At 43.2% G+C, this 26,086-nt stretch carries 29 protein-coding genes; 19 read left to right on the top strand and 10 right to left on the bottom strand.

The features are described 5' to 3' along the window. The first annotated feature begins 153 nt into the window (after window positions 1-153). A complete protein-coding gene (dtd, locus tag AC4CU3_RS09535; protein WP_078425125.1) occupies window positions 154-594 on the top strand; it encodes a D-aminoacyl-tRNA deacylase in 441 nt (146 codons plus the stop codon). Window positions 595-697: 103 nt separating this feature from the next. Here the strand turns inward: dtd and AC4CU3_RS09530 are convergent, their stop codons facing one another. From AC4CU3_RS09530 to serB, 3 genes are all read right to left on the bottom strand, one after another. Beyond that, window positions 698-1,177 carry an SCP2 sterol-binding domain-containing protein gene (locus AC4CU3_RS09530; RefSeq protein WP_004691804.1) on the bottom strand — a complete coding sequence of 160 codons (480 nt, stop codon included), beginning with the start codon at window positions 1,175-1,177 and terminating at the stop codon, window positions 698-700. Between the two features lie 150 nt (window positions 1,178-1,327). After that, complete coding sequence (gene aciT, locus AC4CU3_RS09525; RefSeq protein WP_004691806.1) at window positions 1,328-1,663, bottom strand: ciprofloxacin tolerance protein AciT; 336 nt, start codon at window positions 1,661-1,663, stop codon at window positions 1,328-1,330. A gap of 410 nt (window positions 1,664-2,073) precedes the next feature. Then, window positions 2,074-3,294 carry a phosphoserine phosphatase SerB gene (gene serB, locus AC4CU3_RS09520; protein ID WP_490738164.1) on the bottom strand — a complete coding sequence of 407 codons (1,221 nt, stop codon included), beginning with the start codon at window positions 3,292-3,294 and terminating at the stop codon, window positions 2,074-2,076. 77 nt (window positions 3,295-3,371) lie between these two features. On the opposite strand from serB, the gene AC4CU3_RS09515 reads away from it, so the two are divergent. Then, window positions 3,372-4,625, top strand: a complete 1,254-nt coding sequence (locus AC4CU3_RS09515) for a hypothetical protein (protein WP_004691810.1) — start codon at window positions 3,372-3,374, stop codon at window positions 4,623-4,625. A gap of 56 nt (window positions 4,626-4,681) precedes the next feature. Here the strand turns inward: AC4CU3_RS09515 and ppk1 are convergent, their stop codons facing one another. From ppk1 to pncA, 3 genes are all read right to left on the bottom strand, one after another. After that, complete coding sequence (gene ppk1 / locus AC4CU3_RS09510) at window positions 4,682-6,745, bottom strand: polyphosphate kinase 1 (protein ID WP_114837604.1); 2,064 nt, start codon at window positions 6,743-6,745, stop codon at window positions 4,682-4,684. Between the two features lie 145 nt (window positions 6,746-6,890). Continuing rightward, window positions 6,891-7,865: a bile acid:sodium symporter family protein gene (locus AC4CU3_RS09505; protein WP_114837605.1), complete on the bottom strand. Its 975-nt coding sequence runs from the start codon at window positions 7,863-7,865 to the stop codon at window positions 6,891-6,893. A 70-nt stretch (window positions 7,866-7,935) separates the two neighbouring features. Beyond that, window positions 7,936-8,574: a bifunctional nicotinamidase/pyrazinamidase gene (pncA, locus tag AC4CU3_RS09500; protein WP_490738163.1), complete on the bottom strand. Its 639-nt coding sequence runs from the start codon at window positions 8,572-8,574 to the stop codon at window positions 7,936-7,938. 595 nt (window positions 8,575-9,169) lie between these two features. On the opposite strand from pncA, the gene dapA reads away from it, so the two are divergent. The 8 genes from dapA to AC4CU3_RS09460 all read left to right on the top strand — a co-directional run bounded on the left by dapA (window position 9,170) and on the right by AC4CU3_RS09460 (window position 15,922). Continuing rightward, on the top strand, window positions 9,170-10,069 hold the full coding sequence (gene dapA / locus AC4CU3_RS09495) for a 4-hydroxy-tetrahydrodipicolinate synthase (protein WP_234954706.1): 900 nt from the start codon (window positions 9,170-9,172) through the stop codon (window positions 10,067-10,069). 13 nt (window positions 10,070-10,082) lie between these two features. Continuing rightward, entirely contained in the window at window positions 10,083-10,691 is a 609-nt protein-coding gene (locus AC4CU3_RS09490) for a hypothetical protein (RefSeq protein WP_005401459.1), read from the top strand. A gap of 36 nt (window positions 10,692-10,727) precedes the next feature. Continuing rightward, a complete protein-coding gene (purC, locus tag AC4CU3_RS09485) occupies window positions 10,728-11,447 on the top strand; it encodes a phosphoribosylaminoimidazolesuccinocarboxamide synthase (RefSeq protein ID WP_004691818.1) in 720 nt (239 codons plus the stop codon). A gap of 434 nt (window positions 11,448-11,881) precedes the next feature. Beyond that, complete coding sequence (locus tag AC4CU3_RS09480; RefSeq protein WP_490738162.1) at window positions 11,882-12,667, top strand: ABC transporter substrate-binding protein; 786 nt, start codon at window positions 11,882-11,884, stop codon at window positions 12,665-12,667. Window positions 12,668-12,798: 131 nt separating this feature from the next. Continuing rightward, the gene (locus AC4CU3_RS09475) at window positions 12,799-13,662 is read left to right on the top strand and encodes an IS982 family transposase (protein WP_004679438.1); all 864 of its coding nucleotides are present in this window, start codon (window positions 12,799-12,801) and stop codon (window positions 13,660-13,662) included. 75 nt (window positions 13,663-13,737) lie between these two features. Continuing rightward, complete coding sequence (locus AC4CU3_RS09470; protein WP_126034762.1) at window positions 13,738-14,427, top strand: ABC transporter permease; 690 nt, start codon at window positions 13,738-13,740, stop codon at window positions 14,425-14,427. Beyond that, window positions 14,424-15,137 carry an ABC transporter permease gene (locus AC4CU3_RS09465; protein WP_126034760.1) on the top strand — a complete coding sequence of 238 codons (714 nt, stop codon included), beginning with the start codon at window positions 14,424-14,426 and terminating at the stop codon, window positions 15,135-15,137. The genes AC4CU3_RS09470 and AC4CU3_RS09465 overlap by 4 nt, the downstream gene beginning before the upstream one ends. Before the next feature lie 8 nt (window positions 15,138-15,145). Further along, on the top strand, window positions 15,146-15,922 hold the full coding sequence (locus AC4CU3_RS09460; protein WP_004691823.1) for an ABC transporter ATP-binding protein: 777 nt from the start codon (window positions 15,146-15,148) through the stop codon (window positions 15,920-15,922). Window positions 15,923-16,093: 171 nt separating this feature from the next. Here AC4CU3_RS09460 and AC4CU3_RS09455 read toward each other — a convergent pair whose 3' ends face one another. Further along, window positions 16,094-16,549 (bottom strand): Lrp/AsnC family transcriptional regulator, encoded by a 456-nt coding sequence (locus AC4CU3_RS09455; RefSeq protein ID WP_490738161.1) that lies wholly within the window; start codon window positions 16,547-16,549, stop codon window positions 16,094-16,096. An 86-nt stretch (window positions 16,550-16,635) separates the two neighbouring features. On the opposite strand from AC4CU3_RS09455, the gene AC4CU3_RS09450 reads away from it, so the two are divergent. Further along, window positions 16,636-17,256 carry a LysE family translocator gene (locus AC4CU3_RS09450; RefSeq protein ID WP_490738160.1) on the top strand — a complete coding sequence of 207 codons (621 nt, stop codon included), beginning with the start codon at window positions 16,636-16,638 and terminating at the stop codon, window positions 17,254-17,256. A 99-nt stretch (window positions 17,257-17,355) separates the two neighbouring features. Here AC4CU3_RS09450 and AC4CU3_RS09445 read toward each other — a convergent pair whose 3' ends face one another. Then, entirely contained in the window at window positions 17,356-18,633 is a 1,278-nt protein-coding gene (locus AC4CU3_RS09445; RefSeq protein WP_087011969.1) for a replication-associated recombination protein A, read from the bottom strand. Between the two features lie 99 nt (window positions 18,634-18,732). Beyond that, a complete protein-coding gene (locus AC4CU3_RS09440) occupies window positions 18,733-19,185 on the bottom strand; it encodes a YcgN family cysteine cluster protein (protein WP_039890724.1) in 453 nt (150 codons plus the stop codon). Between the two features lie 202 nt (window positions 19,186-19,387). Here AC4CU3_RS09440 and AC4CU3_RS09435 point away from each other — a divergent pair, with 202 nt between their 5' ends. From AC4CU3_RS09435 to ahr, 8 genes are all read left to right on the top strand, one after another. After that, a complete protein-coding gene (locus AC4CU3_RS09435; RefSeq protein WP_004647174.1) occupies window positions 19,388-19,546 on the top strand; it encodes a DUF1328 domain-containing protein in 159 nt (52 codons plus the stop codon). 159 nt (window positions 19,547-19,705) lie between these two features. Further along, on the top strand, window positions 19,706-20,452 hold the full coding sequence (locus AC4CU3_RS09430) for a dienelactone hydrolase family protein (RefSeq protein WP_490738159.1): 747 nt from the start codon (window positions 19,706-19,708) through the stop codon (window positions 20,450-20,452). 74 nt (window positions 20,453-20,526) lie between these two features. After that, on the top strand, window positions 20,527-20,889 hold the full coding sequence (locus tag AC4CU3_RS09425) for an HIT family protein (RefSeq protein WP_201706929.1): 363 nt from the start codon (window positions 20,527-20,529) through the stop codon (window positions 20,887-20,889). 108 nt (window positions 20,890-20,997) lie between these two features. Then, window positions 20,998-22,032 (top strand): A/G-specific adenine glycosylase, encoded by a 1,035-nt coding sequence (gene mutY / locus AC4CU3_RS09420; protein ID WP_279747114.1) that lies wholly within the window; start codon window positions 20,998-21,000, stop codon window positions 22,030-22,032. 84 nt (window positions 22,033-22,116) lie between these two features. Further along, complete coding sequence (locus AC4CU3_RS09415) at window positions 22,117-22,659, top strand: M23 family metallopeptidase (RefSeq protein ID WP_281963133.1); 543 nt, start codon at window positions 22,117-22,119, stop codon at window positions 22,657-22,659. Window positions 22,660-22,674: 15 nt separating this feature from the next. Beyond that, entirely contained in the window at window positions 22,675-22,920 is a 246-nt protein-coding gene (locus AC4CU3_RS09410) for a hypothetical protein (RefSeq protein WP_004691836.1), read from the top strand. Window positions 22,921-22,939: 19 nt separating this feature from the next. Continuing rightward, the gene (locus AC4CU3_RS09405; protein ID WP_490738158.1) at window positions 22,940-23,494 is read left to right on the top strand and encodes a DNA-3-methyladenine glycosylase I; all 555 of its coding nucleotides are present in this window, start codon (window positions 22,940-22,942) and stop codon (window positions 23,492-23,494) included. A gap of 36 nt (window positions 23,495-23,530) precedes the next feature. Beyond that, on the top strand, window positions 23,531-24,553 hold the full coding sequence (gene ahr / locus AC4CU3_RS09400; protein ID WP_490738157.1) for an NADPH-dependent aldehyde reductase Ahr: 1,023 nt from the start codon (window positions 23,531-23,533) through the stop codon (window positions 24,551-24,553). A gap of 28 nt (window positions 24,554-24,581) precedes the next feature. Here ahr and AC4CU3_RS09395 read toward each other — a convergent pair whose 3' ends face one another. Further along, window positions 24,582-26,033: an aminotransferase-like domain-containing protein gene (locus tag AC4CU3_RS09395; RefSeq protein WP_279747116.1), complete on the bottom strand. Its 1,452-nt coding sequence runs from the start codon at window positions 26,031-26,033 to the stop codon at window positions 24,582-24,584. Between the last annotated feature and the right edge of the window lie 53 nt (window positions 26,034-26,086).

Here is a 26,086-nt window from a genome sequence, read left to right as displayed (position 1 = left end):
TATTGTCATCGCTCTTGGCCTATGCTCTTTTACTTAAACATTGCTGTAAATATCAACGCAACGACCTTGTTTTTTCAATCGATATCTCTCCTGTGCTGCACTTGGTTTGCTACAATTTCAGTCTGCACAATCAAAAGGTAGATAGAATCAGTCATGCGGGCCTTATTACAACGCGTTCTCGAAGCCAAAGTGGTGGTCGATGGTGAAACCACAGGCGAAATTCAACACGGTATCTTGGTTTTCTTAGGTCTTGGGAAAGAAGACACTTTAGACAAAGGCAAAAAAATGATCGATAAAATTTTAAAGTATCGTTTTTTTGACGACGAACAAGGCAAAATGGGCTGGAATGTCAGCCAAGCCGGTGGGGGTATTCTTCTGGTTTCGCAGTTCACCTTAATGGCGCAAACCCAAAAAGGCTTACGCCCTGACTTTGGACCAGCCATGCCACCAAATGATGCTGAGGCTTTATACGAACAACTGGTTGAATATGCCAAGACCCAGTTTGAGCATGTGCAAACCGGTATTTTTGCTGCCGACATGAAAGTACATTTGGTCAATGATGGACCCGTGACTTTCAATTTAGAAGTCGAATAAAAGCACCATGCATAAAAAAGCCCTCGATAGAGGGCTTTTTTATGCATGGTGCTCAATCTGCCTTTTATAAAGGAGACGGAATCGAGACGTTTAAAAAATCTTTTTACTTACCTGTTTTTTCTTTCAAAAATGCGCGAGCGGCTTTAATTTTTGCTTTCACAGGCTTTGGTAGCTTGGGTGGAACCAATTTTGCAACTTGGTTAAACCAAACTAAGAGACCAAAATCACCTTCCATTTTAATGCTGCCGTTTTGCATGCCCGTCATAAATGCGGTTGGGTCACCTTTGATTAAAGTTTTCACACCCTGCTCACTGTCCGCAAACTGTAAAATAAAATCGGCTTTTTCAGCATCACCTGAAACGGTATCAATCTGACCATTGTTCACAATAATTTGGCGCGCCATACCCAGATCCGTACCAATTTGAATACGGAACTGACGTTCATGAACTAATTCAATAAATTTTGGACTGGTACGCGCCAGCTGTTTCATACGAAGTGCCAAACCTGTAACCATTAAATCCAGCGGATCCGTGCTGACATCAACCAATGGAAGTTTAACCACAGGAATTGAAGATAGTTTCATGACATGAAAGCCTATTGTAATTGTTGATAAATTGACTGTTTTCAATGCTACCACAAGTTGCCATTTTTACCGCTAGGCTTTGTATAACAATCATGTAAGAACGTAAAAAAGATGCTCTAGGCATCTTCTTTTACGGTATGAGGTTATGACTTAGCGGCTAGAACACTGCTGTTGGTCATCTTCATATACAGGTGTATGTTCAATACAACGGCGCTGCGCCAGTGCACGTTCTGCGCGACGATCTTCACGTAGAAGCAACATCGTCACAATAAGCATCGCTGAAGTTAAAGCAGTTAAGTAGCTATAAGTGATCGGCATTTCAAACACTGCTTGCACACCTAGGCGAATGACTTCCAATATTCCCCAAAACACCATACCCGCCACCATAAAACTCAACCAGCGACGATAAGGCGAAAAGAAAACAGCAATTAACGCAGCGGCGACTAAACTTAAGCCAACGATGGTTGCTAAATTCGCTGTTACCATAAAAACCTCCGTCTAAGATAAATTCAGGCGACTGATACACTGTGCTGAACTCATCCCCGATACCGTTTAAAATTAATGGATTGTGTAGCTTTCAAACTCTATGCATGCATTATGAGCAGTTTTGAAAAGAAAAAAAGGCTTGTATTTTTAGAATGCGACATACCTTGTCGCCATATTATATTGTCATTACATTTTTTTAGATTTGAACTTTTCCAAAACAAAGACGCGCTCAGTCTTGGCGTGTCATTACAAAATAAAACCCGTATTTTCAGCGCTTAAAAATATTTTTTCCAATTCTGTTGATCGTTGTTTTTATCGACATTTTTCACTGACCGCTCATCGTTTTTCGCTTAAATTTGCAACAAAAAAACGCAGCTCAAAGGCTGCGTTTTTGATAACACCGAGATGCTTTAAGCACGATTTAAATCTTTATCGTGCACACCCAATAAATACAACACCCCATCTAAGCCAACACTTGAAATGGCTTGATTGGCGTTTTGTCTCACCAGCGGTTTCGCACGGAAAGCGACACCTAGGCCAGCAATCGACAGCATAGGTAAATCGTTCGCACCATCGCCCACTGCAATCGCCTGCTCAAGAGAAATGCCCATCTTATCGGCTAACTCACGTAATAATAATGCCTTACGTGCGCCATCGACAATGTGACCTTTAACTTCGCCCGTCACCAACCCATTTTCAACGTCTAAGACATTGGCATGGACTTCATCAATACCAAGTTTGGCTTGTAGATACTCTGCAAAGTACTGAAAACCACCCGATAAGATAGCCGTGCGGTAACCTAATGCTTTTAAAGTCGAAATTAAGCGTTCAGCACCTTCTGTAACGGTCAGACGTTCTGCAATTTTAGGTAGGACAGAGGCATCCATCCCTTTGAGCAGTGCGACACGTGCACGGAAGCTTTGTTGGAAATCCAGCTCACCCTGCATTGCACGTTCTGTGATTTCAGCGACTTGTACGCCAACACCCGCTTCAATCGCCAACTCATCAATCACTTCTTGCTCAATTAAGGTCGAGTCCATGTCAAAACACACCAAACGGCGGTTACGACGGTAGGCATTGTCTTCTTGTACCGCCACATCGACATTCAGTTCATGTGACAAACGTAAACAGGCTGCACGCATGGCTGCGGCATCCAACATTTGACCACTTAAACCGAATTGAACACAGGCGCGTTTCGGCCCATCGACTTCGCCATTTAAGACTGGACGACCTGACAGACGGGTCACGGTTTCGATGTTGAAACCTTGGTTAGACACAATATTTGTAACTGCTTGTAAGTGAGACGCCTCAAGCTCTGGCGCCAAAGCCGTGACGATATAACGCGTTCGTCCACCTTCGCTCACCCACTGGTCATATTCAGTTGTAGTGATTGGTTTAAAACGTACAGTTAAACCAATATCATGTGCTAAAATTAGAATTTCCTTCATCGCCAAAGCTGTTGCGGTTTGGTCGTCTGAAGAAATAACAATACCTAAGGTCAATTGGTTATGAATAACTGCTTGTCCGACATCTAAAATTTGTAATGAATGAGTGGTCAATACCTGCATTAATCGAGTGAACTGATTCGGCTGGTCTGGTCCTAAAAATGAAATAAGAATGATTTCTCGCATGAATTGACTCGGGTCTGAGCTACGACTATTGTTAGAATCATAATCGAAATTGAATATATTTTCTTTGGAAGTTTACGTTGAATGCGCCTAGACAAGGGCTATTTGCTAGCCTATTAATTGTAAGTTTTGCTTTACATACCTTTTTATTGGTATTGGCAACGACTCATCAACTGAATGAAAACCGTGCCAACCAAGGCCAACTGATGACCTCTCAATTGGTCACAGACAGTCTTGCAGAGCTGGAGCCTGCCAACACGGTTTCCCTTGCGCTTTTGGTGGATCGCTATGCGACTAATCCAAGCGTAGCTTCCATTCGTATTTTGGATGCCAACAATCAAGTCTTGGCCACAGGTGGCCAAGTTCGAACACGTGATGGTGAAGTATTTGTCCGTGATGCGCTGCAAAACGAAAAGAAAGTGGGTAGCATTGAAATCACGCTCATTAAACCAAGTATGGGGGAGATTTTACGTACTCAGTGGTTAGCGATTTTATTGTCCTTAGCGATTCATGGTTTACTGTGGTTAGCTTATCGCGCCATTGCGCGCCCAAGCCGTACCGAATATTTGGCACGGATCAATAACGAATCCCGCTTAAAACATGAAATTCAAGTTTTAACCCAAACGCTTGAACAGGAAAAACACCATACTGCAGTCGCGATTGCTCAAGCACAACAACAAATCAAAACCAGTGCGAAACCTAAAGAACAAAAACCCGTGATCGTGGATAATCATTCGGTTGCACTCAATATTCAATTCTACGACCCGAAACAGTTGATGGACTCGGTGAATACAACCGTGTCTATTCCATACTTTAATTTGTGTCAGATTTTCCTCAATAAAAGCACAGAGCTCTGTTTAAAACACTACAAACTCAACAGCTCGGACATCACTACAGTTCAATCCTTTAATGAGCATGGTGCCACCCTCAGCATGTCGACAGACACACCTAATGCAGTGCCATGTTTAATGATGATCAGCAGTGTGTTCCAACTGCTTTCTGAGGTTTTGTATAAACGTTACCGCGAAGAAAAGCGCTTTGTTTTACAAACGCGTTGTGGCATTTCAACTGCAGTCGATGCGATGCAGCTGTCTGCAAATCAAGCTGCTGAGCGTTTGGTCCAACAGTTATCGGCCAAAGAAAGTGCCGTACATTTAAGCAACGAATTATTGAAAGACATTTCTGAAAGTTACCAATTGGTGAATTTACCTAATCCAACCAATGTCTTGACCCGTCATGCCTTTATGGTCAATGGCATGGGTGCGGAGTCTGCAGAGTTGGCGCAAAGCTTAAGAACGGAAATTTTAAAAGCAAAACAATCTAAAGCCTCTTAATTACATCCAATCATAAAAAAAGCCTGACCTACGTCAGGCTTTTTTTATGGCAACTGTTAAATTTTGAGTTGCTTCTGCGCAATCAAATGTTGCTGCGCGCTATACCTTTGCTCTGGATCGGTACAGGCCACTTTAAGCCAATGACCATCGGCTTGTAGCTCCCAAGCATTCAAACAATCATTTAAGTAACTGATTAATCCGTCTTTATAAATCTGTTTTTTCAAAACACGATCTAATATTGGAAAGCAAGTTTCCACACGCGAAAATAAATTACGGCCCATCCAGTCTGCGCTGGCACAGTACAGCTTTTTCTCACCGCCATGCTCAAAACAATACACGCGGGTATGTTCCAGAAAACGGCCCACAATCGAACGCACACGAATATTCTCAGACATGCCCTGGACCTGTGGAATCAAGCAGCAGATCGAACGGATAATCAGATCGACCTGTACCCCCGCTTGTGATGCACGATACAGTGCAGCAATTAACTGCGGCTCCGTTAAGGCATTGACTTTAATGATGATACGCGCCTTTTGACCGGCTTGTGCAAACTGAATTTCTTGCTCAATCAGTTTTAACAGTTCACTGTGTAACGTAAAAGGCGCATGTAACAACGCCTTCAACTTGGCCATTTTGCCCATCCCCGTCAGTTCTTGGAACATACGATGTACATCTTCACAAATGTCAGGCTGTGTGGTCATCAACCCATAATCGGTATACATACGCGCATTGCCCGCATGATAATTGCCTGTGCCCAGATGGGCATAACGGATCAACTGGGCATTTTCACGACGTACAATCAAAATCATTTTGGCATGGGTTTTATAACCGACAATGCCATACACCACCACCGCCCCAGCTTCTTGCAAAATATTCGCCACGATAATGTTCGACTCTTCATCAAAACGCGCCCGTAACTCAATCACGGCTGTGACTTCCTTGCCATTTCGTGCTGCTTCTGCCAAGACCTGTACAATTTCTGAGTCAGGCCCACTGCGGTAAAGGGTTTGTTTAATCGCCAGCACATTTGGGTCTTTCGCTGCTTCTTTTAATAAACCAATCACAGGCTGAAAAGAATCAAAAGGATGATGCAACAACACATCCTGTGCTTTTAAGGTATCAAAGGTACTTTTTTGTTTACGCAAGACTCTGGGAATGACTGGAATAAACACTGGATGCTTTAATTCAGGCCGGTCACAACTGGTGCTGAGGCGTGAAAGATTGATCGGCCCATCAATGCGATAAAGCTCCTGCTCGGTTAAATCAAACTCCTTAAGCAAATAATCAATCACCGTTTCGGGGCAGTCATCTTCGATTTCTAAACGCACCGCACGACCAAAACGGCGTGAAGACAGCTCATCTTTCAATGCCACCGCCAAATCATCAACATCTTCCGACAAAATCAGATCGGCATTACGCGTCACACGAAAAGCATAACAACCCGTGGCTTTCATCCCCGGAAACAGATCACTGATGTGCTGCTGAATCATTGCGGTTAAAAAAATCTGCGTGTCGATATTGCCTGCCACGTTTTTCGGCATCTGAATTAAACGCGGTAATGAGCGCGGTGCAGGGACAATCGCCATTTCAATGCTTCGTCCAAAAGCATCTTTACCTTGTAAACTCACAATGAAATTCAGACTTTTATTCACGAGGCGAGGAAAAGGATGTGACGGATCTAAGCTGATTGGGGTCAAAACCGGTTGAATTTCTCTGGCGAAATATTCTGCAATCCACGCTTTATGTTTTTCTAAAATATCTTGGAACTGGATGAACTGAATGCCTTGTGCTTGTAACTCAGGCAAAATCGAATGATTTAAAACTTCAAACTGTTTTTTAACGGCACGATGAATGGATTGGGACAGGTCTTCTAATATCACTTCAGTGGGAACAGCATCAGGGGTTCGTGCTATCACATTCATATCGCGTTGTTTCATTAAGCCCGCAATACGAATTTCAAAAAACTCATCTAAATTACGTGAAAAAATAATTAAAAAAGTTAAGCGCTCCAGCACAGGCAAACTCGGATCTAATGCTTGTGCTAAAACCCGCTGATGAAACTCAAATAACGATAGCTCTCGGTTAAAATACGTCGCCGATGAATGCTGAAAATTATCCATACCCTCTCAATGCTGTTTGCAACAGTCTGTTATGAAGTGTTTGGCAGGGATGTTAGGTAGTCTTTATGACAGTTTAGTTACAACCTCATGCCAAATAGAAAATTCATCCTGACTTTATGCTTGAAGCTGCAACAGCGTACAATACTCAAACCGACATATGTTCCTTTTCACTTTTTTCCTTGGCAGTGGCGTCTGCTTTCGCGGCCCAATAACTGGCTAATATTGGCCCTGAAATGTTATGCCACAAACTAAAGATCGCACTGGGTACCGCCGTAATTGGTGAAGCAGCAAAATGCACAGCCGCCAAAGCCACGCCTAGTCCTGAGTTTTGCATCCCGACCTCAATCGAAACCGCTTTACAGTCGGCATGTGGCAAGTGAAACATCCGTGCTGCTGCAAAGCCAAGTAAATAACCAATCGCGTTATGTAACGCCACCACAGCTAAAATCAATAAGCCTGATTCTAAAATTTGTGCTTTTGAGCCGCCAATAATCGCTGCCACAATCAGCACAATTGCGACCACTGAAATTAAGGGCATCACCGAAATATAACTTTCGACTTTCTGTTTCAGCACGGCGCGTATCACCAGCCCTAAAATAATCGGGAACAGAACCACCTGTAAAATTGAACTCAGCATCGACCATGCATTAATTTCAATCCATTGGCTGGCCAACAGATAGAAAATCGCGGGAGTCAGAACAGGTGCCAATAAGGTCGATACCGTAGTACATGCGACAGACAAAGCCGTATTGCCTTTCGCCATATAAGTAATCACATTGGATGCCGTGCCACCCGGACAGCAACCCACTAAAATCACCCCGATCGCAATTTCAGTCGGCAAGCGAAACAATAAACACAACAGATAAGCCACGCTTGGCATCACCACAAACTGAGCCGCCACCCCAATTGCAACCGCTTTAGGACTTTGCATCACACCTTTAAAATCATCCAGTGTCATGGTCATACCCATACCAAACATGATCAGCCCTAACATCCACGTGATATAAGCTTTCATCCAGACAAAAGTTTCAGGGCTTAGGAGCGCAATGCCTGCAAATAACACGACCCATAGAGCAAAGGTTTTTTGAATCCAAGCGGTAAATTTTAAAAAAGTGCCCATGACCTTTCCCTACTGCATGTTTTTATAATATCGATATTAGTGATTGAGGTGAGCCAATTGGATCAGCGCATCAATTCACGGCATATTGTTGCACAATATCTTTGCAATACAGACGTTTCACACCATGGGCCAGCATCTCTTGCCATGCATGTTGTAAAGAACCATGTAGATCAATACCTTTGGTGGCATCGGCAATCACATAGGTTTGAAAACCGAGTTTACAGGCATCAATTGCCGTCCATGCCACACAAAAGTCAGTTGCAATCCCAACAATAAACACTGTATCAATCCCACGCTCTCTTAAATAGCCTGCGAGTCCCGTCTGGGTTTTATGATCCGCTTCTAAAAAAGCAGAATAACTATCAATGTGCGCATGACATCCTTTACGAATGATCAACTGCGCTTTGGCAAGGTCAAGATCGGGATGCAATTCCGCATCCTGTGTGCCTTGTACACAGTGACGTGGCCAGAGCACTTGTGTGCCGTAGTCTAATTCAATCGTTTGAAAGGCCTGTTGATCGGGATGGTTGTCTGCAAAAGAAACGTGATTTTCAGGATGCCAATCTTGAGTGAGTACAATAGTGTCAAAATAATCGCCAAGCTGATTAATTTTAGGAATAATTTGATCTGATCCTACTACCGCTAAATTTCCACCAGGCGTAAAACCATTTTGTACATCCACCACAATCAATGCCATATTCTTCTGCATTATTCTCTGTCCTTTTTGTTCTGCGCTCGAAGGCCAAGCTTAGCTTAATTTATAAAACAGTATTCATCCTCGCGGGTCAAAATTAAATGACCGCAGCCTTTAGTGCAATGGGTATTGCGGCAAATTGAAACGGAAATAGAATATAGAATATAGAATAAAATGCTGGACATTGATCTATAAGGTTAAAAGGACGATATCATCGCTGTTTAGAGAGATCGTGTAAGCGTTAAAATCCTGACCTTATATCCCAATATTTAGTTTGATCGACTTCTAATGCTCGATTGAGATGAAGAATCTCCTTTCATTAAATACTTCAATCCATGGCCATAGGTTATGCAAAACGCCCTTTTCAGACGCAAAATAAGATGCTTTTCTTTGTCTACCATTTGAACAAGCTGTATTTTTGTAGCGAAAGATAAAGTTTTTATACACTTTGACTAAAGCATATTGTTCTTCATGTTGTGTTCGTTCATAATTTGCATAAGCATTATTCAATGCATCAGCGCTTTGAAAATGCTATAAATTAAAATACGCACCCATCCAATCTTATGTTTTTCTGGCCTAACTGGATGGACAAATAGGATATTTTTTTAAAATGACTCAGCAAGCACAGACCATCCAAGGCTCAATTGTCGCAATCGTCACCCCTATGTTTGAAGATGGCAGTGTAGATTGGAAGGGTCTAGAGAAGCTCGTTGAGTGGCACATCGCACAAGGCACAAATAGCATTGTTGCTGTCGGTACAACGGGTGAAGCGTCTACTCTAAGCATGAAAGAGCATACACAAGTGATTAAAGAAATCATTCGTGTCGCGAACAAACGCATCCCGATTATTGCGGGTACTGGCGCGAATTCAACGCGTGAAGCCATCGAGTTGACTAAAGAAGCCAAAGAACTCGGTGCAGATGCTGCTCTTCTGGTTACCCCTTATTATAATAAACCGACCCAAGAAGGCTTATATCAGCACTATAAAGCTATTGCTGAAGCTGTTGATCTTCCTCAAATTCTATATAACGTACCTGGTCGTACGGGTGTCGATATGGCGAATGAAACGGTCATTCGTTTAGCCGATATTCCACAAATTGTGGGCATCAAAGATGCCACAGGTGATGTCCCGCGTGGTCAAGCACTGCTCGAAGGTCTTGCTGGCAAGGCAATGACCGTCTATTCAGGTGATGATGCAACGGCTTATCAATTGATTCTGTCGGGTGCAAAAGGCAATATTTCTGTGACTGCAAACGTTGCACCAAAAGAAATGAGCGATGTTTGCGCGGCAGCACTGGCAGGCGAAGCTGAAACAGCTGAAAACCTAAATACCCAAGTTGCAAATTTACACGAAATTCTATTTTGCGAATCGAACCCAATTCCTGTGAAATGGGCACTTCATGAAATGGAGTTAATCGAAACGGGTATTCGTTTACCATTAACACCACTTGCAGAACAATATCGCACACCGCTCCGTGAAGCACTCACAACGGCGGGTGTCATTAAATAAAGAGCACATCAATATGCAATTACGTTTAGGTCTTACTCTCGCACTTTCAGTCGTCAGTTTAGCGGGTTGTAGTTCCCTTGCAGTCAATAACGGTAGTTTGGACTATAAAGAAACAGCAACCTTAGAACCTCTTAAGTACCCTGAAGGCTCTATGGTTCGACCTGCAACGCCGTTGTATCCAGCTCCAACGGTTGAAGCACTCGCTCTTGAACATGCACCTGTACTTGAAAACAAGCGCGGAAACCGTTTTGCAATGCCGCGCCCTCAAGCTGCTCAAGTCATGTCGAATGCAGAATCAACGGAAACAGTTGATACAGCTGTGAGTCGCCCTCAATTGATTATTGACGGAAATAAGAATCCGCTGCTCAAAATTGAGGGAAATTCTGCTACAATTTGGCAATATACGCTTGCCACCCTCAGCAGCCTCAACCATCAAATTGTTGGTCAAAGCAAAAATGGTTATGAAGCAACCATTAAAATCGATCAACAGGTCTATGTGTTAAGACTGACCGCGGTCGGTAGCAGCAACAACCTCGCTGTGTTCAATGCCGATAACAGTTTTGCAGCGCCTGAAAAAGCCACAGAATTGTTAACCCAGATTTACCAAAATTGGCCAGCCTAGTCGTACTAGGCATTTTTTTTTGAAAAAGGTTCCCTCATGTTAAAACAAACCTTGCTCTATACTGGTAAAGCGAAATCTGTCTATGAAACAGACAGTGCAGACCACCTGATTTTAGTCTTTCGTGATGATGCTTCGGCATTCAATGGTGAAAAGATCGAACAACTAGATCGTAAAGGTAAGGTGAACAACCGTTTTAACGCCTTTATCATGGATAAATTGGCTGCGGCTGGCATTGAGACTCACTTTGAAAAACTTCTTTCTCCAACAGAAGTTCTAGTGAAAAAACTCAGCATGATCCCTGTTGAATGTGTAATTCGTAATTATGCAGCAGGTTCTTTATGCCGTCGCTTAGGTGTAGAAGAAGGCAAGGAATTAACCCCGCCGACTTTCGAATTATTCTTCAAAGACGATGCACTTGGTGACCCAATGGTCAATGAGTCTCAAGCGATTGCTTTAGGTTGGGCAACTGCTGAGCAACTTGAGCAAATGAAAGTCCTCACTTACCAAGTGAACGAAGTGCTTAAAAACTTATTTGACCAAGGCGGCATGCTACTTGTGGACTTCAAACTTGAGTTTGGCGTATTCCACGACCGTATCGTTCTAGGTGATGAGTTCTCTCCAGACGGTTGTCGTCTATGGGACAAAGAAACCAAGAAAAAACTCGACAAAGACCGTTTCCGTCAAGGTTTAGGTGGTGTGGTTGAAGCTTATGAAGAAGTTGCTGCACGTTTAGGTATCGACCTTTCTGATATCTAATCAGTTACAGATTCAAAAAAAACCGAGCCTAAACGCTCGGTTTTTTTGTTTTCAGCTCCATAGCTATTACAGTACTTCAGTTTATTTGTGAGCTATTCAACACTGAAAAATAGTCTTGTAAAACACTGAGCCACTGTTAAAAAATCATCAATTCTGTACGCCATAGCGCACAAGACTTCAGGTATATTTCAGCTATGTCTCACCTTCATTTTTTCATATGATAAAAACATATGAACAGGATGTTCTCAGATAAAAATTATTCCAACCGAAAAAATACCCTTACTTCCTCATCTCTCATGGCGACAAGATCCATAGATCCCCTAAGAGCAGAAAGCTGGTATAGATGTTGCTTTTATTCAAAAGTACTCAGTAGGGTAAGTTCTATCTTCGTCTTATTTCTTAGATTTTATTTTTTATGGATGGCTATATTTAAAATGAAAAACTGGCAAAAAAAATTACTACTTCCCACTACATTCGTAGCCGTAGCACTAAGCAGTACTGTCCAAGCAAAAGAATGGAAAACCATTCGTTTTGGCACAGAATCTGCGTATGCACCTTTTGAATATAAAACACCAGACAATAAGCTGGTCGGTTTTGACATTGACTTAGGCAATGCCATTTGTGCCAAATTAAAAGCCAAATGTGTCTGGGTAGAAAACTCCTTTGATGGGATGATTCCTGCGCTCAAAGCGAAGAAATTCGACGGTATTCTGTCTTCAATGACGGTCACTACGGATCGTGCAAAACAAATCGCGTTTAGTAATAAAATTTACAACACGCCTACCCGCATGGTCGCGAAGAAAGGCTCTCCTTTACTCCCTACGCCTGCATCCCTAAAAGGCAAACGTGTGGGTGTACAACAAGGTACGATTCAAGAAGGCTATGCAAAAGCCTATTGGGCGCCTAAAGGTGTCAATGTAGTTCCTTATCCAAACCAAGATGTGCTTTACCAAGACATGGTTTCAGGACGTCTAGATGCAACATTACAAGATGCGATTATGGTCGATGCAGGTTTCCTAAAATCGGCGAAAGGTAAAGGCTTTGCTTTTGCAGGTAATAATGTGGTCGATGCCAAAACACTCGGTGTGGGGGCTGCAATCGGCTTACGTAAAGAAGATGTCGATCTGAAAAAGAATATTGATAAAGCGTTAGCTGAAATTATTGCCGACGGCACCTATAAGAAACTCGAGAAAAAATACTTCTCCTTCAGCATTTATTAATTTATAGGGTGTCGGTTCAACACCGACACCCTATATAACCTGAGTTCGATATAAAAAAAGAGTAGAAAAAAAGCCCTGTTTTTGTAACATATTGGTTCTCAAGACAAAATGTTATAAAACAAGGCTTCTCAATGGATCATATTACCGAATTATTTTGTATTTTGGATGATTTCTGCAAAAAATTTAATGAATCTTTAGAGAAAGCTTTAATTTCTAATCAAAAAACCAGGTTGAAAAAGTCAGCTTTAAGCTTGTCTGAAGCAATGACCATTGTCATTTTATTTCATCAATCCGGTTTTAGATTCTTCAAATATTTTTATTGCCAAATGATCGTTCCATTCTGGAAATCTGCTTTTCCTAAACTGCTTAGCTACAACCGATTTATTGAAATCATGCCCCGTTGTTTGCAAGCTCTGAGTAGTTTCTTCCATCAGGTGAAAGGAAAAGATACGGGAATCAGTATCATTGACTCCACTAAATTGGTAGTTTGCCATAATCTTCGGATTAAAAGGCATCGTGTATTTAAAGGCTTGGCCGGTCGTGGAAAAAGTAGTACGGGTTGGTTTTATGGTTTTAAATTACATCTCGTTATCAATAATTTAGGTGAAATTATTAATCTCAAGCTGACATCGGGAAATGTTCATGATGTTGCTATATTAGAATCTTTAACTCAAGAATTAAAAGGGATCCTACTCGGAGACAAAGGCTATTTGAGCAAAGCAAAAGCCGAAGCTTTAGCAGCAAGAGGACTGAAAATATTGACCCCATCACGTCGGAATATGAAAAATAAACCCATCCAAACTGAAGAAGAAAAACAATTACTTTGCAGAAGAGGATTGATCGAAACAGTGAATGATCAATTAAAAAATTTACATCAACTTGAACATTCACGTCATCGTTCGGTAAATAACTTCATGGTGAATATCATGGCTGCTGTAGTGGCTTATTGTTTGAACCCCAATAAGCCAACTTTCCAAAATATGCTAAAAGGTTAAGTGGATTTCATCGAACTCAGGTTATATATATTGCTGATTTATAAAATTTTATATTTTTACTCGGAGAAACTGAGTATGTTTCTGTCTGGCTATGGTCCCGTATTACTCAGTGGCACTTGGATGACCATACAGCTTGCTTTGTTATCACTGGTACTTTCGATCATTATTGGATTGTTTGGGGCAAGTGCCAAACTCTCTCGTATTCAAATCTTACGTCATGTTGCAACCCTCTATACCACGCTCATTCGTAGTGTTCCTGATCTGGTAATCATGTTGTTGTTGTTCTATAGCCTGCAACTTGGATTGAACTCGATTACCGAATCGATTCATATGGAGCAAATTGACATCAATCCCTTTGTGGCAGGGGTGATTACTTTAGCCTTTATTTATGGGGCCTATTTTACGGAAACCTTCCGTGGCGCATTTCAAGCCGTCCCCAAAGGTCAACTTGAAGCTGCATATGCCTATGGCATGACCCCATTTCAAGTCTTCAGGCGTGTCCTCTTTCCACAAATGATGCGTTTTGCCTTACCGGGGATTGGCAATAACTGGCAAGTCCTCATCAAAGCCACTGCCTTGGTGTCCTTAATTGGTTTGACCGACATCGTCAAAATTACCCAAGATGCAGGTCGAAGCAGCATGCAAGTGTTCTATTTCAGTATTGTTGCAGCCATCATTTATCTGGCCATCACCACCCTTTCGAATTTGATTCTCATGTGGCTGGAACGTCGTTATTCTGCTGGTGTGAAAAAGGGACAACTATGATTGAAATTATTCAACAATACTGGCAGTCCTATCTGTGGACCGATGGTTTTCAAATGACTGGGGTCGCCATGACCGCGTGGCTACTGGTCTTATCGATTGCGATTGGTTTTGTTCTGGCTGTGCCTTTGTCAATTGCTCGAGTTTCTGAGCATGCTTTTTTACGTGGACCTGTTTGGTTTTTTACTTATATTTTCCGTGGTACCCCCTTATATGTGCAGCTACTGATTATCTATACAGGGATTTATAGCCTTGAATTTGTGCATGCCCATGAACGGCTCGATGAATTTTTTAGAGAAGGGCTTAATTGCACCATTTTAGCGTTTGCACTCAATACAGCAGCTTATACCACTGAAATTTTTGCAGGGGCGATACGTTCGATTCCCTACGGCGAAATTGAGGCAGCAAAAGCCTTTGGAATGTCGCCTTGGAAACGCTATACCCGCATTATTATTCCGTCGATGCTACGCCGAGCATTGCCGTTTTATGGCAATGAAGTCATTTTGATGCTGCATGCAACCACCATTGCCTTCACTGCAACCGTGCCTGATATTCTCAAAATTGCACGGGATGTCAATGCTGCCACTTATGCCACGTTTGATGCCTTTGGCATTGCCGCTGTGCTGTATGCCTGTCTGGCATTTATCCTCATTTGGATCTTTCGTAAATTGGAACAACGCTGGTTGGCGTTTTTAAAACCATCGAATCATTAGGAGAAACAATGGAAAATTCAGCAAAACTGGTGATTCGAGACCTTTGTAAAAGTTTTGGCGATCATGAAGTCTTAAAAGGGGTTTCACTTGAGGCACGCGCAGGTGATGTGATTAGTATTATTGGTTCCTCAGGTTCAGGTAAAAGTACCTTTCTTCGTTGCATCAATTTTCTAGAACAACCGAGCCAAGGCAGCATTCAACTCAATGGTGAACAGTTAGAGACTACTTTAGATAAAAATGGCGATCTTAAAGCCACAAACCCTAAACAACTACAAAAAATGCGCACTCAACTGATGATGGTCTTTCAACATTTCAATTTATGGTCGCATATGACGGTATTAGAAAATATTATTGAAGGACCCATTCATGTCTTGGGGCTAAAGCGGAGTGAGGCAGAAGAGCGTGCGCGAAAATATTTAAGAAAAGTTGGGCTTGCTGAAAGTGTCGAAAAGAAATATCCGTCTTTTTTGTCAGGAGGACAACAACAGCGTGTTGCGATTGCCCGTGCCTTAGCGATGGAGCCTGAAGTGATGTTGTTTGATGAACCGACCAGTGCTCTAGATCCTGAACTGGTGGGTGAGGTGTTGAAAGTGATGCAAAGTTTGGCTGAAGAAGGCCGAACCATGATTGTGGTCACTCATGAAATGGGCTTCGCACGCCATGTGTCCAATCATGTCATTTTCTTAGATCAAGGCAAAATTGAAGAACAAGGTGATCCAAAAGAAGTTTTGATTCACCCCAAAAGTGAACGCCTGCAACAGTTTTTAGAGGGTAACTTTAAATAATTGAATAGTCTTCAAGAGCTTGATGCAGCAATGATTCAACATTCAATACTTAGTTGAAAAGATAAAGCGCCTTGTTTGATCTGATCCCACGAAACTATATGCATTCAGATAAAAAACCGAGCCATTTCGCTCGGTTTTTTTACCTTTCCACCTAAGCTTTTATAGATTGGTTTATCGATTTTTAGTGGTATCCATCACCAAAAAACTGGTGATCGAGCTAATGGATGGAATCGTTCCTAAAACATCAGTATGAAACTTTTTATAAGACTTAATGTCTGCCACTTCAACCCTGAGCAAATACTCGACCGAGCCTGTAATGGTATGACACTCTCTGACTTCATCCGTTGCAGTGATCACATCCTCAAACTGACTCAAGCTCTCTTTTGAGTGACAAGACAGCCCGATGGTCACATAAACAGTTAAGCCGATACCCAAAAGCGAACGGTCAATCACCGCTTTATAGCCTCGGATCACACCAATTCTTTCTAACTCTTGCACGCGTCGTAAACAGGCCGAAGGTGACAAACCCACGCGTTCTGCCAGTTTAATATTGGTTAAATGTGCATCGCGCTCAAGTTCACACAATATTTTTCGGTCTAATCGATCTAATTCAATCATTTGTTGCATAAAACTCAGTATTAACGATCAATATACAACCAAATTGTGATAGATCAACAATAAAATGATACTTATTTGATTACGCCATCCCTTTTATGAACGCTTCACTGTTTGTCTCTTATCTGCTGTTCTGTGTCGTAATGACCTGCACGCCTGGGCCCAATAATGCACTGGTCATGCTGTCTGGTGCACGATTTGGCATCAGTAAAACCCTACCTCTGGTTTTAGGCATTGCCTTTGGTGTGGCCGTGCAACTCTTCGCCATCGGCATCGGGTTAAATCAGGTGTTTCTGGCCCTGCCCCAGCTCCAATTTATTTTAAGTTTAATCGGCACAGCTTATATTCTGTGGCTCGCATGGAAAATCGCGTCCAGTGGGCCACTCAACATCGAATTAGAACAAAAACCATCGATGGGTTTTCTACAAGGGGCTCTTTTTCAGTGGGTCAATCCCAAAGCGTGGATTATCTCCATCAGCACCATTGCCACTTATTTTGCTTTAAACCATCATGTCAGTGATATTCTTTATGCGGCCCTGATTTTAATGGTGATTTCCATTCCATGTGTCGGGGTTTGGGCTGTCGGTGGTCTTTTCTTACGCCAATATCTGATGAAACCGCGCTTTGCCTTGAGCTTTAACATCACGATGGCAATCACCTTATTAGCCGCGGTGCTACCTGCGGCATTAAAATTGATGAATACGCACATCGGAACATAAAAACGCTACAGTGCTTAAAGAAAAAACTGCTCAATGAATGTGACTAAATCCTAAGCCCCAAAAAACAAAAAAGCCTGATTTGTGCATCAGGCTTTTTTATTACTGCTGCTGTTGCTGTTCTTGTTGCCAACGGCGTTGCTGTAAACGCTCACCCTCAACCTCACGCTTATTGCGTGCCGACTCATAAAGTTTGGTTCCTTTGAGCTCAGGAGGTAAATATTCTTGCATCACAAAATGCTCTGGATAGTTGTGCGGATACAAGTAGTCGACGCCATAGCCCTGCTCTTTCATCAACTTGGTCGGTGCATTTCTTAAATGCAGCGGCACAGGTAAATTCGCTGTTTTCTCGGCCAAATCCAACGCTTTGTTGATCGCAAGATAAGTACTATTACTTTTGGCACTGGTCGCCAAATACACCGCACACTGCCCAAGAATAATTCGACACTCTGGCATGCCCACCGCTTGAACAGAACGGAAGCATTCTCCAGCAAGCAGCAGTGCATTGGGGTTTGAGTTACCAATGTCCTCAGAGGCTGCAATCAACATCCGACGGGCAATAAAAACGGGATCTTCACCACCTTTGAGCATACGTGCCATCCAATACAAAGTGGCATCAGGATCACTCCCCCGAATCGACTTAATAAAGGCCGACACCAAATCATAGTGCTGCTCACCCGATTTGTCATAACGGGCGATATTTTGCTGTGCAACTTTGACCACCATTGCATTGGTCACGATATTTTCAAGGTCCGGTTCGAAGGTGCCCGCAATCAGTTCAATTAAATTCAAGGCTTTGCGGGCATCACCTGCAGCAAACTGCACCAATGCTTCAAATTCTTCAATTTGAATATAACGCTCTTTTAAAAATGGATCGTTCTTAATCGCTTGCAGTAATAAAGTTTGAATCGCATCGGCATCGAGCGCATTTAAGGTATAGACCTGACAACGCGACAACAACGCACTGTTGACTTCAAAAGAAGGATTCTCGGTGGTGGCACCAATGAGGGTAATTTTGCCTTTCTCCACAGCATTCAGTAAGGCATCTTGCTGTGATTTGTTAAAACGATGAATTTCGTCAATAAACACCACAGGTGGCATTAAATCTCCGCCATCAGCAATGATCTCACGGAGCTCTTTAACCCCCGTATTGAGCGCAGATAGACTGACAAATGGTCGGTCGATTGCTTGCGCCAACAGTAAAGCAATCGTGGTTTTCCCCACACCTGGCGGCCCCCAAAAAATGATCGATGGCAAATGCCCTTGATCGATCATTTGGCGGAGCGGTGCCTGCTCACCCAATAAGTGATCCTGCCCAATAATTTCAGATAAATCACGCGGGCGTAAACGTTCAGGCAGTGGAATATTGCTATCGGACATAGGGCTAGGACTTATCATGCGTTCATCGAATGCTTATGTTATGGCAAATTCAGGCAAATGACACAAGCTTTTCATGCAATTTGATGGTGCTTTTATCGACTAGCGAACCCAACGCACAATATAGTCTTCAATGTCGTCATCCTGAATCTCTTCTTCAGAAATACAACGTCCTGCCGCAGACTTTTTCGCTTTCAGAATACTTTGCCGTGAGCCCGTGTTCAAATAGTGCCATCTGGGCAAATTTTTACCTTCATGCAGACGGCGGTAAGCACAGCTCGGAGGTAACCAATGAATCGTGTCTAAAAGTTCGGGCGTGAGCTGGATACAATCGGGCACATGCTGCTTTCGGTTCGGATAATCCCGACAACTGGCCGTTTGACAGTCCAGCAGTTTACAGGCCACTTTGGTATAGGCGACTTCTTGGCTTTCTTCATCTTCAAGTTTCACCAAACAGCATAGACCACAACCATCACACAACGCTTCCCACTCTGCTGAACGTAGCTCAGTGAGCGCATAATGCTTCCAAAACTCTGGTCTTAATTCGTTGGACATAACCACTGCCAATAAAACTGAATGCACTATTATAACCTATAGTCACATGGCTTTCAGAGCTATCTAAAGTGTCAATATTTACATCATATTCATAAACTTAAAATACAAACGGAACACTTTTTAAACAAAAGTAACACAGTGTGTCCGAACGTTGTTTCTATACTAATAGAGTAATAAATAAGAACATCTATGGAGAAAAATTATGTTTCGTTGGGCGATTATCTTCGCAGTGATTGCACTGATTGCAAGTTTACTTGGTTTTGGCGGCGTAGCAGGTTTATCCAAAGACTTTGCGATTATTTTATTGGTGATTGCTGTGATTCTTGCGATTGTCGGATTTTTATCCCGTGGCAAAGTCTAAAGCACACCATTCTTAACCACAAAAAAGAAGGATTCAGATCCTTCTTTTTTATGTGTGCCTTTAAAAATAATTTCTCACATTTCTCATGTACATCGGAATATTTTTCAAATCCTTGTAAAAGTTTTTATGCTTTAATCAGAACAGATCATCTATCAGGATTTGAGCATGACAATCAGTATTCAAACTCGAGAAATTCAATATAACGCCGCCGATGGACAACGTTTAGTTGGTTATTTTGCAGCACCAAGCTCTCAAACACCGCATGCAGGTATCATCGTTGCACCCGAATGGTGGGGCCGAAATGAATATACTGAACAACGTGCTCGCGAACTGGCTAAACACGGTTATGCCGCACTGGCGATTGATATGTACGGCGACAAAAATGTCACCACAGATGCCAAACAAGCCTATGAATGGATGATGCAAACTTTTGCGGATGCCGACACCATCGTCAACCGTGCGCAAGCAGGTTTAGATACGCTTGCTGCCCAGCCTGAAGTGAATCCCACTCAACTGGCGGCGATTGGTTTTTGTTATGGCGGTAAAGTGGTTTTAGACTTAGCTCGCTCAAGCGCACGACTAAAAGCAGTGGCGACTTTCCACGCCACATTGGCACCGAAAGCCCCTGCGGTCGAAGGTCAAATTCAGGGTGAAATTTTAGTTTTACATGGTGAGTTAGACAGCATGGTCACTTTGGATGATGTTGCCAGCTTCCGTGAAGAAATGCATGCGGCAAAAGTGGACCATGAAGTCATCATTTTTGAAGATGCGAAGCACGGTTTTAGCAACCCATTAGCCGATGAGCGTGCCAAAGCCAATGGCGTAGACTTGGGCTATAACCCAGAAGCAGAAAGACAAGGGCTAGATGCAATGTATGACTTGCTAGAACGCAATCTCAGTGCTTAACTAGAGCTGAGAATTCAACTATTTGATTTTTCAGATCCAACAGGATACATAATTAGATTTTAGAGGAGATAACAATGACTGAGACCCACTGCCAATATTGTAATTTTGATGAATATGACGTGCTTGATAAAAATGACTTTGGGATGATTTTGCCCGAACCCAATGCATTGTCTAAAGGTCACTGTGTCATTATCCCTCTACGTCATGTGAGCTCATTTTTTGACATTACCGACAAAGAACGTAAAAGCTTAATGTCTTTACTGGAACTGGCACGTAATGAACTCCAATTACGTCATCAACCTTCAGGCTTTCATATTGGTTTTAATGACGGTGAAATATTTGGGAATGTGTCTGAACACTTACATATCCATATTATTCCACGCTACAAAGACCAAGAGCTAAAACTCGATGCACGTTGGGGCATGGCAAAAGACTAAGCTTTTATGGTTTTAAATGGCGCGTAAGCGCCATTTTTTATGCGCAAAAACTCGGGCTCAGAAAAGACATTCAGTTATACTAAGCCGAATTTCTTGCTTGTGCCTCAGATGTCTCCTTTCTCTTTTTCAGATGCGTTACTGACTTGGTTCGATGTTCATGGTCGACATGACCTGCCATGGCAAGTCGCCGATGATCCCTACAAAGTCTGGGTGTCTGAAATTATGCTGCAACAGACCCAAGTCAAAACCGTGCTGCAATACTTCGAGCGTTTTATCGAACGCTTCCCAACGGTTGCAGCTTTAGGGACAGCATCATGGGATGAGGTCGCACCTTACTGGGCAGGTCTGGGCTACTATGCCCGTGCACGTAATCTACATAAAGCCGCAGTGGCTGTGGCACGTCAGGGACACTTTCCTCAAACTTTAGAGGACTGGATTGAACTGCCAGGTATTGGTCCATCAACCGCAGGGGCGCTGATGTCTTTGGGTTTACGTCAGTACGGCGTCATTATGGATGGCAACGTAAAACGCGTGCTCGCGCGTTTTTTTGCCATTGAGGATGATCTAAGCAAACCTGTGCATGAACGCAGCATGTGGCAACTGGCCACTGAACTCTGTCCAACTGAACGTAACCACGACTATACCCAAGCCATCATGGATTTGGGGGCAACCGTCTGTACCCCTAAAAAACCACTGTGTTTATACTGCCCAATGCAGCAACACTGTAAGGCCCATGCACAAGGGCTAGAAACTGAACTGCCTTTTAAAAAGCCCAAGAAAGCTGTACCTGTGAAGTCTGCCCAAATTTTGGTGCTGCGTCATCACAATCAATGGCTGTGGCAACAGCGCCCCAATAGTGGACTGTGGGGCGGTTTATGGTGTTTACCTATTTTTGAAAATCGTGATGAACTCTCGCAACTGTGCCAAAGTCTAGGGCTGAAACAAGTCTCGCAACGCACTGAAATTTCGCATAGTTTCACCCATTTCACTTGGCAACTGGAAGCGCTTTGCTTTGAAGTCGATGCCGATCAACTCGAACATTTAAGTATAGAATTGGCCAGCACATGGCTAGACATACAAAACGTCACAGAAATGGGCATCCCAACTGCGATGAAAAAATTGATCTCGGCAATTCAACTGTGACATAGTTGGGTGATCGATTGGGTTTACCCTGACACTTTAAAATTAGATCACTGAAATAATAAAGGATTGTTCGTGCGTAATTGTTTGCCCAGCCTTTCTGCGCTTGCCAGTTTAAGTTTTGTGATTCTGTTACTCGCGGCGTGCCGTACCACGCCGCCTGCGCCGAGTGGAAGCCATTTACCTGCCTCACAAGTCCAACAGCTGAAAAACATGCGTTTAGCTCAGCAGCTGCCTGTACCCGTTCAAGGCATTAAACGTCATGGACTCACAGATACTTGGGGAGCGTCCCGCAGTAGCGGACGGACGCATGAAGGCATCGACATTCTGGCTCCACGTGGAACAAAAGTTTTTTCTGCCACAGAAGGTCTCGTTGCAGACTTACGCAATAACAATTTGGGTGGTAAAGTGGTTTGGATTATGGGGCCAGCAGGCACTTGGCATTACTACGCTCATCTTGATGACCATAAACGCGGCTTAAGTGTCGGCGACTATGTCAAAAAAGGCGACCTGATCGGCTATGTCGGCAATACAGGCAATGCACGGCACACAGCCCCACATTTGCATTATGGACTTTATTTACAAGGTAAAGGCCGTGGTGCAGTAAATCCCTATCCTTATTTACGTTAACTTTAGGAATTTTTCATGTCAGAAGCGTTGATCAACCGTCTGGTCGAATTTGCTGAATCAGGCAATCAACAAAAAATCATCTTGGCTGGACAAAACCACCAAGGTTGGATCATGGAAATTACTGAAGATGCGCTTTTAATCAGCACTGGATTTGCTGAAAAAACAGGAAAAGATGTTTGGATTAACTTTTCCGACCTCGAACACGCCCAATTGTTTTATTGGGACAATCAACACGACCAATGGGCACCCTTTACCCTATAAAAAGATCAGGAGCATGTTCATGACCACTCAACGCTGCGGATGGTGCTCCTCAGACCCACTTTACATCGACTACCATGATCATGAGTGGGGTAAACCACTACATGATGAAAAGCAGTTATTTGCGATGCTCTGCCTCGAAGGTCAACAAGCGGGGCTGTCATGGATTACCGTCCTGAAAAAGCGTGAACATTATCATCGCCAGTTTTTTCAATATTCCATTGAACAAATTGCAGCTTTGAGTGATATAGACTTAGCCGAAAAAGTCCAAGATATCGGCTTAATTCGCCATATCGGGAAGCTGACCGCCATTCGTGACAATGCGATTGCATGGCAAGCCCTAAAACAACAAGGCATCAACCCCGTTGAGTGGCTCTGGAACTTTGTCGAACAACACGCAGTCAACAATGATGTCCCTGACTACCGTACAGCGCCTGCACAGACACCTCAAAGCCAAAATATGTCTAAAACCCTAAAAAAACAGGGCTTTAAATTTGTCGGACCCACCACCTGCTATGCCTTTATGCAAGCGGTCGGCATGGTCAATGATCATGAAAACAGCTGTCATTTTAAATAAAAGTACATAAAAAACAGGAAAATAAGGATATAGAATATGACGGATAACACCATTCGTGCCTATGCGGCAATGCAAGCAGGTGCAGCGCTACAACCCTATCAATTCGATGCGGGTGAACTGCAACCACATCAGGTCGAAGTCCAAGTCGAATATTGTGGATTGTGCCATTCCGATGTTTCGGTCATTAACAATGAATGGAACTCTTCGGTCTATCCCGTTGTCGCTGGTCATGAAATTATTGGCACCATCAGTCGCTTAGGCTCCGAAGCCAAAGGGCTTAAACTTGGACAGCGCGTCGGTATTGGCTGGACGGCAGAAAGCTGCCAACACTGTGACCCCTGTGTGTCGGGCCAACAAGTGCTCTGTACAGGTGGACCGACTGCAACCATCGTCGGTCATGCAGGTGGCTTTGCCGACAAAGTTCGCGCAGGTTGGCAGTGGATTATTCCTTTACCTGAAGAGCTGGATCCTGAGTCAGCGGGTCCTTTATTGTGTGGTGGTATTACCGTTTTTGATCCGATTCTAAAACACCAAATTCAAGCCATTCACCATGTTGGGGTAATTGGCATCGGTGGTTTAGGGCATATGGCCATTAAGCTCCTTCGGGGATGGGGCTGTGAAATTACGGCGTTCACCTCGAACCTCGACAAAACGGAAGAGCTCAAGGCCATGGGTGCAGATCATGTGGTGAATAGCCGTGATGTGGATGCGCTTAAAACCCAGCGAGGCAAATTCGATCTATTGCTCAGTACGGTGAATGTCACGCTCAATTGGCCTGCCTATATCAGTACACTGGCACCGAATGGCACGATCCATCTGCTAGGCTTGCCTCTAGAGCCCATCAAGTTAAATGCAGGTAGTCTGATTGCTGGAGCAAAGTCTATCACGGGTTCACCCACTGGCTCACCTGCGGCATTACGTCAGCTACTCAAATTCGCTGCACGTAAAAACATTGCGCCACAAATTGAACTGTATCCTATGTCACAGTTGAATGAAGCACTGGAACGGTTACATTCTGGAAAAGCTCGTTATCGTATCGTCCTCAAAGCCGATTTTTAATCTATAAGCGCCTCAAAACAGGCGCTTTTTATACCGCTTGTTTGACCAATGTCGAACTGCTGAGTTGCGCTTTCACCCAATCGGCCAACAAGGTGACTGCCGCGCGAATATCTGTTGAAAGTTCATGACCTGCATTGAGGCGGATACAGTTTTTATAACGCTGCCCTTCACCAAAGACTTCGCCTGGCACAATATTAATACCGTGCTGCTGAGCAAAATAGTACATATCTAATCCATCGATACACTCGGGTAGCTGTAACCACAGCGCATAACCACCTAAGGGTTGATTGATACGTAACTCAACTCCGTTAAAGGCAAGCTGAATCATGTGTCGGTATTGCTCAACTTGCAGTTTCAAAATCGGCTTTAACTGCTGTAAATGCTCCCGATAAGCACGACTATAAATGAGATCGGCCAGTGCCAACTGCAAGGGTGTATTCACTGTGATATTTTGCATCAGTAACGTAGCCTTCAAGTGCGCTAAGCGCTGCGGAATACAAAACCAACCTACCCGATACGCAGTTGAAAGTGACTTGGAAACCGAACCACAGAAAATCACATAACCCTGCTGATCCCAATATTTAATCGGCAGCGGACGACTCGAGCTAAAACTACATTCACCATAAATATCATCCTCAATTACATAACATTGATAGCGCGCCGCAAGTTGTGCAATTTTTTCTTTTTCAGCATTGCTTAAGCAAAACCCCAATGGATTTTGATAATTGGCCGTGAGTAAACACGCTTTTGCGCCTGAACTTTGCATGACCTGCTCTAAACGTTCAAGATCAAAGCCTTGAGTATCAGCTGGAATTTCAATAATTTTTCGCTTTAACCCCGCCAGCATTTGCAACTGACCATTAAAATTTGGGGTCGGTACAATTACGCTATCGCCCTCCTTGCTGAGGTGTTGGATCATCACCGACAACGCAGGCATACAGCCATTGCTGATATAGATATCATCCTGCGAAATATAGAAGCCATCTTCAGCCCAATGCTCAGACAAGGCCTGCCGCAAGCGAATATGGCCCTGCTTATCGCTATATAAAAAGTCTTCAGGTTGACTGTGTTTTAAGGCGCGTTGAATGGAGCGGCGGAGCGCTTCTACAGGCACATGTTTTGGAGAAAGCTGAATCGCTCCCAAATGGATGAGACGGCTATTAATGGAAGACTGTTGAATTTCCAGCTGTAGCTCTAAATTAGAAATATCACGGGCTTGAGACTGAAAATCAGGATGCTGCGGTACAGGAATAGATGGGCTGGTATTTTTTTGATAACTGACAAAATAGCCCGACTTATTTTTCACATGAATATACCCCTGCGACTCGAGTAGCTCATAACAGCTCTTGGCCGTATTCAAGCTGACCTTTTGTAAGTTGGCAAACTGGCGTAACGACAACAGCTTTTGCCCTGCGGGTAATTCAGCATTTTGAATTTTTTCAAGCAACTGTGCAGCCAAGCTTTGATACTGAAATGCCATTCATCTGTACCTATTTTTTTAACTTTTATGTATCTGTATCCATTATGCCAACA

This window comes from Acinetobacter sp. 802_lipA, assembly GCF_058242885.1.
This window is presented reverse-complemented; position numbering and strand designations above follow the sequence as displayed.

What these genes read in the sequence shown, in the direction of transcription:
- dtd (WP_078425125.1), top strand. Translation starts at nt 154, where the DNA reads ATGCGGGCCTTATTACAACGCGTTCTCGAAGCCAAAGTGGTGGTCGAT.
- AC4CU3_RS09530 (WP_004691804.1), bottom strand. Translation starts at nt 1,177, where the DNA reads ATGAAACTATCTTCAATTCCTGTGGTTAAACTTCCATTGGTTGATGTC.
- aciT (WP_004691806.1), bottom strand. Translation starts at nt 1,663, where the DNA reads ATGGTAACAGCGAATTTAGCAACCATCGTTGGCTTAAGTTTAGTCGCC.
- serB (WP_490738164.1), bottom strand. Translation starts at nt 3,294, where the DNA reads ATGCGAGAAATCATTCTTATTTCATTTTTAGGACCAGACCAGCCGAAT.
- ppk1 (WP_114837604.1), bottom strand. Translation starts at nt 6,745, where the DNA reads ATGGATAATTTTCAGCATTCATCGGCGACGTATTTTAACCGAGAGCTA.
- AC4CU3_RS09505 (WP_114837605.1), bottom strand. Translation starts at nt 7,865, where the DNA reads ATGGGCACTTTTTTAAAATTTACCGCTTGGATTCAAAAAACCTTTGCT.
- pncA (WP_490738163.1), bottom strand. Translation starts at nt 8,574, where the DNA reads ATGCAGAAGAATATGGCATTGATTGTGGTGGATGTACAAAATGGTTTT.
- dapA (WP_234954706.1), top strand. Translation starts at nt 9,170, where the DNA reads ATGACTCAGCAAGCACAGACCATCCAAGGCTCAATTGTCGCAATCGTC.
- AC4CU3_RS09490 (WP_005401459.1), top strand. Translation starts at nt 10,083, where the DNA reads ATGCAATTACGTTTAGGTCTTACTCTCGCACTTTCAGTCGTCAGTTTA.
- purC (WP_004691818.1), top strand. Translation starts at nt 10,728, where the DNA reads ATGTTAAAACAAACCTTGCTCTATACTGGTAAAGCGAAATCTGTCTAT.
- AC4CU3_RS09480 (WP_490738162.1), top strand. Translation starts at nt 11,882, where the DNA reads ATGAAAAACTGGCAAAAAAAATTACTACTTCCCACTACATTCGTAGCC.
- AC4CU3_RS09475 (WP_004679438.1), top strand. Translation starts at nt 12,799, where the DNA reads ATGGATCATATTACCGAATTATTTTGTATTTTGGATGATTTCTGCAAA.
- AC4CU3_RS09470 (WP_126034762.1), top strand. Translation starts at nt 13,738, where the DNA reads ATGTTTCTGTCTGGCTATGGTCCCGTATTACTCAGTGGCACTTGGATG.
- AC4CU3_RS09465 (WP_126034760.1), top strand. Translation starts at nt 14,424, where the DNA reads ATGATTGAAATTATTCAACAATACTGGCAGTCCTATCTGTGGACCGAT.
- AC4CU3_RS09460 (WP_004691823.1), top strand. Translation starts at nt 15,146, where the DNA reads ATGGAAAATTCAGCAAAACTGGTGATTCGAGACCTTTGTAAAAGTTTT.
- AC4CU3_RS09455 (WP_490738161.1), bottom strand. Translation starts at nt 16,549, where the DNA reads ATGCAACAAATGATTGAATTAGATCGATTAGACCGAAAAATATTGTGT.
- AC4CU3_RS09450 (WP_490738160.1), top strand. Translation starts at nt 16,636, where the DNA reads ATGAACGCTTCACTGTTTGTCTCTTATCTGCTGTTCTGTGTCGTAATG.
- AC4CU3_RS09445 (WP_087011969.1), bottom strand. Translation starts at nt 18,633, where the DNA reads ATGTCCGATAGCAATATTCCACTGCCTGAACGTTTACGCCCGCGTGAT.
- AC4CU3_RS09440 (WP_039890724.1), bottom strand. Translation starts at nt 19,185, where the DNA reads ATGTCCAACGAATTAAGACCAGAGTTTTGGAAGCATTATGCGCTCACT.
- AC4CU3_RS09435 (WP_004647174.1), top strand. Translation starts at nt 19,388, where the DNA reads ATGTTTCGTTGGGCGATTATCTTCGCAGTGATTGCACTGATTGCAAGT.
- AC4CU3_RS09425 (WP_201706929.1), top strand. Translation starts at nt 20,527, where the DNA reads ATGACTGAGACCCACTGCCAATATTGTAATTTTGATGAATATGACGTG.
- mutY (WP_279747114.1), top strand. Translation starts at nt 20,998, where the DNA reads ATGTCTCCTTTCTCTTTTTCAGATGCGTTACTGACTTGGTTCGATGTT.
- AC4CU3_RS09410 (WP_004691836.1), top strand. Translation starts at nt 22,675, where the DNA reads ATGTCAGAAGCGTTGATCAACCGTCTGGTCGAATTTGCTGAATCAGGC.
- AC4CU3_RS09405 (WP_490738158.1), top strand. Translation starts at nt 22,940, where the DNA reads ATGACCACTCAACGCTGCGGATGGTGCTCCTCAGACCCACTTTACATC.
- ahr (WP_490738157.1), top strand. Translation starts at nt 23,531, where the DNA reads ATGACGGATAACACCATTCGTGCCTATGCGGCAATGCAAGCAGGTGCA.
- AC4CU3_RS09395 (WP_279747116.1), bottom strand. Translation starts at nt 26,033, where the DNA reads ATGGCATTTCAGTATCAAAGCTTGGCTGCACAGTTGCTTGAAAAAATT.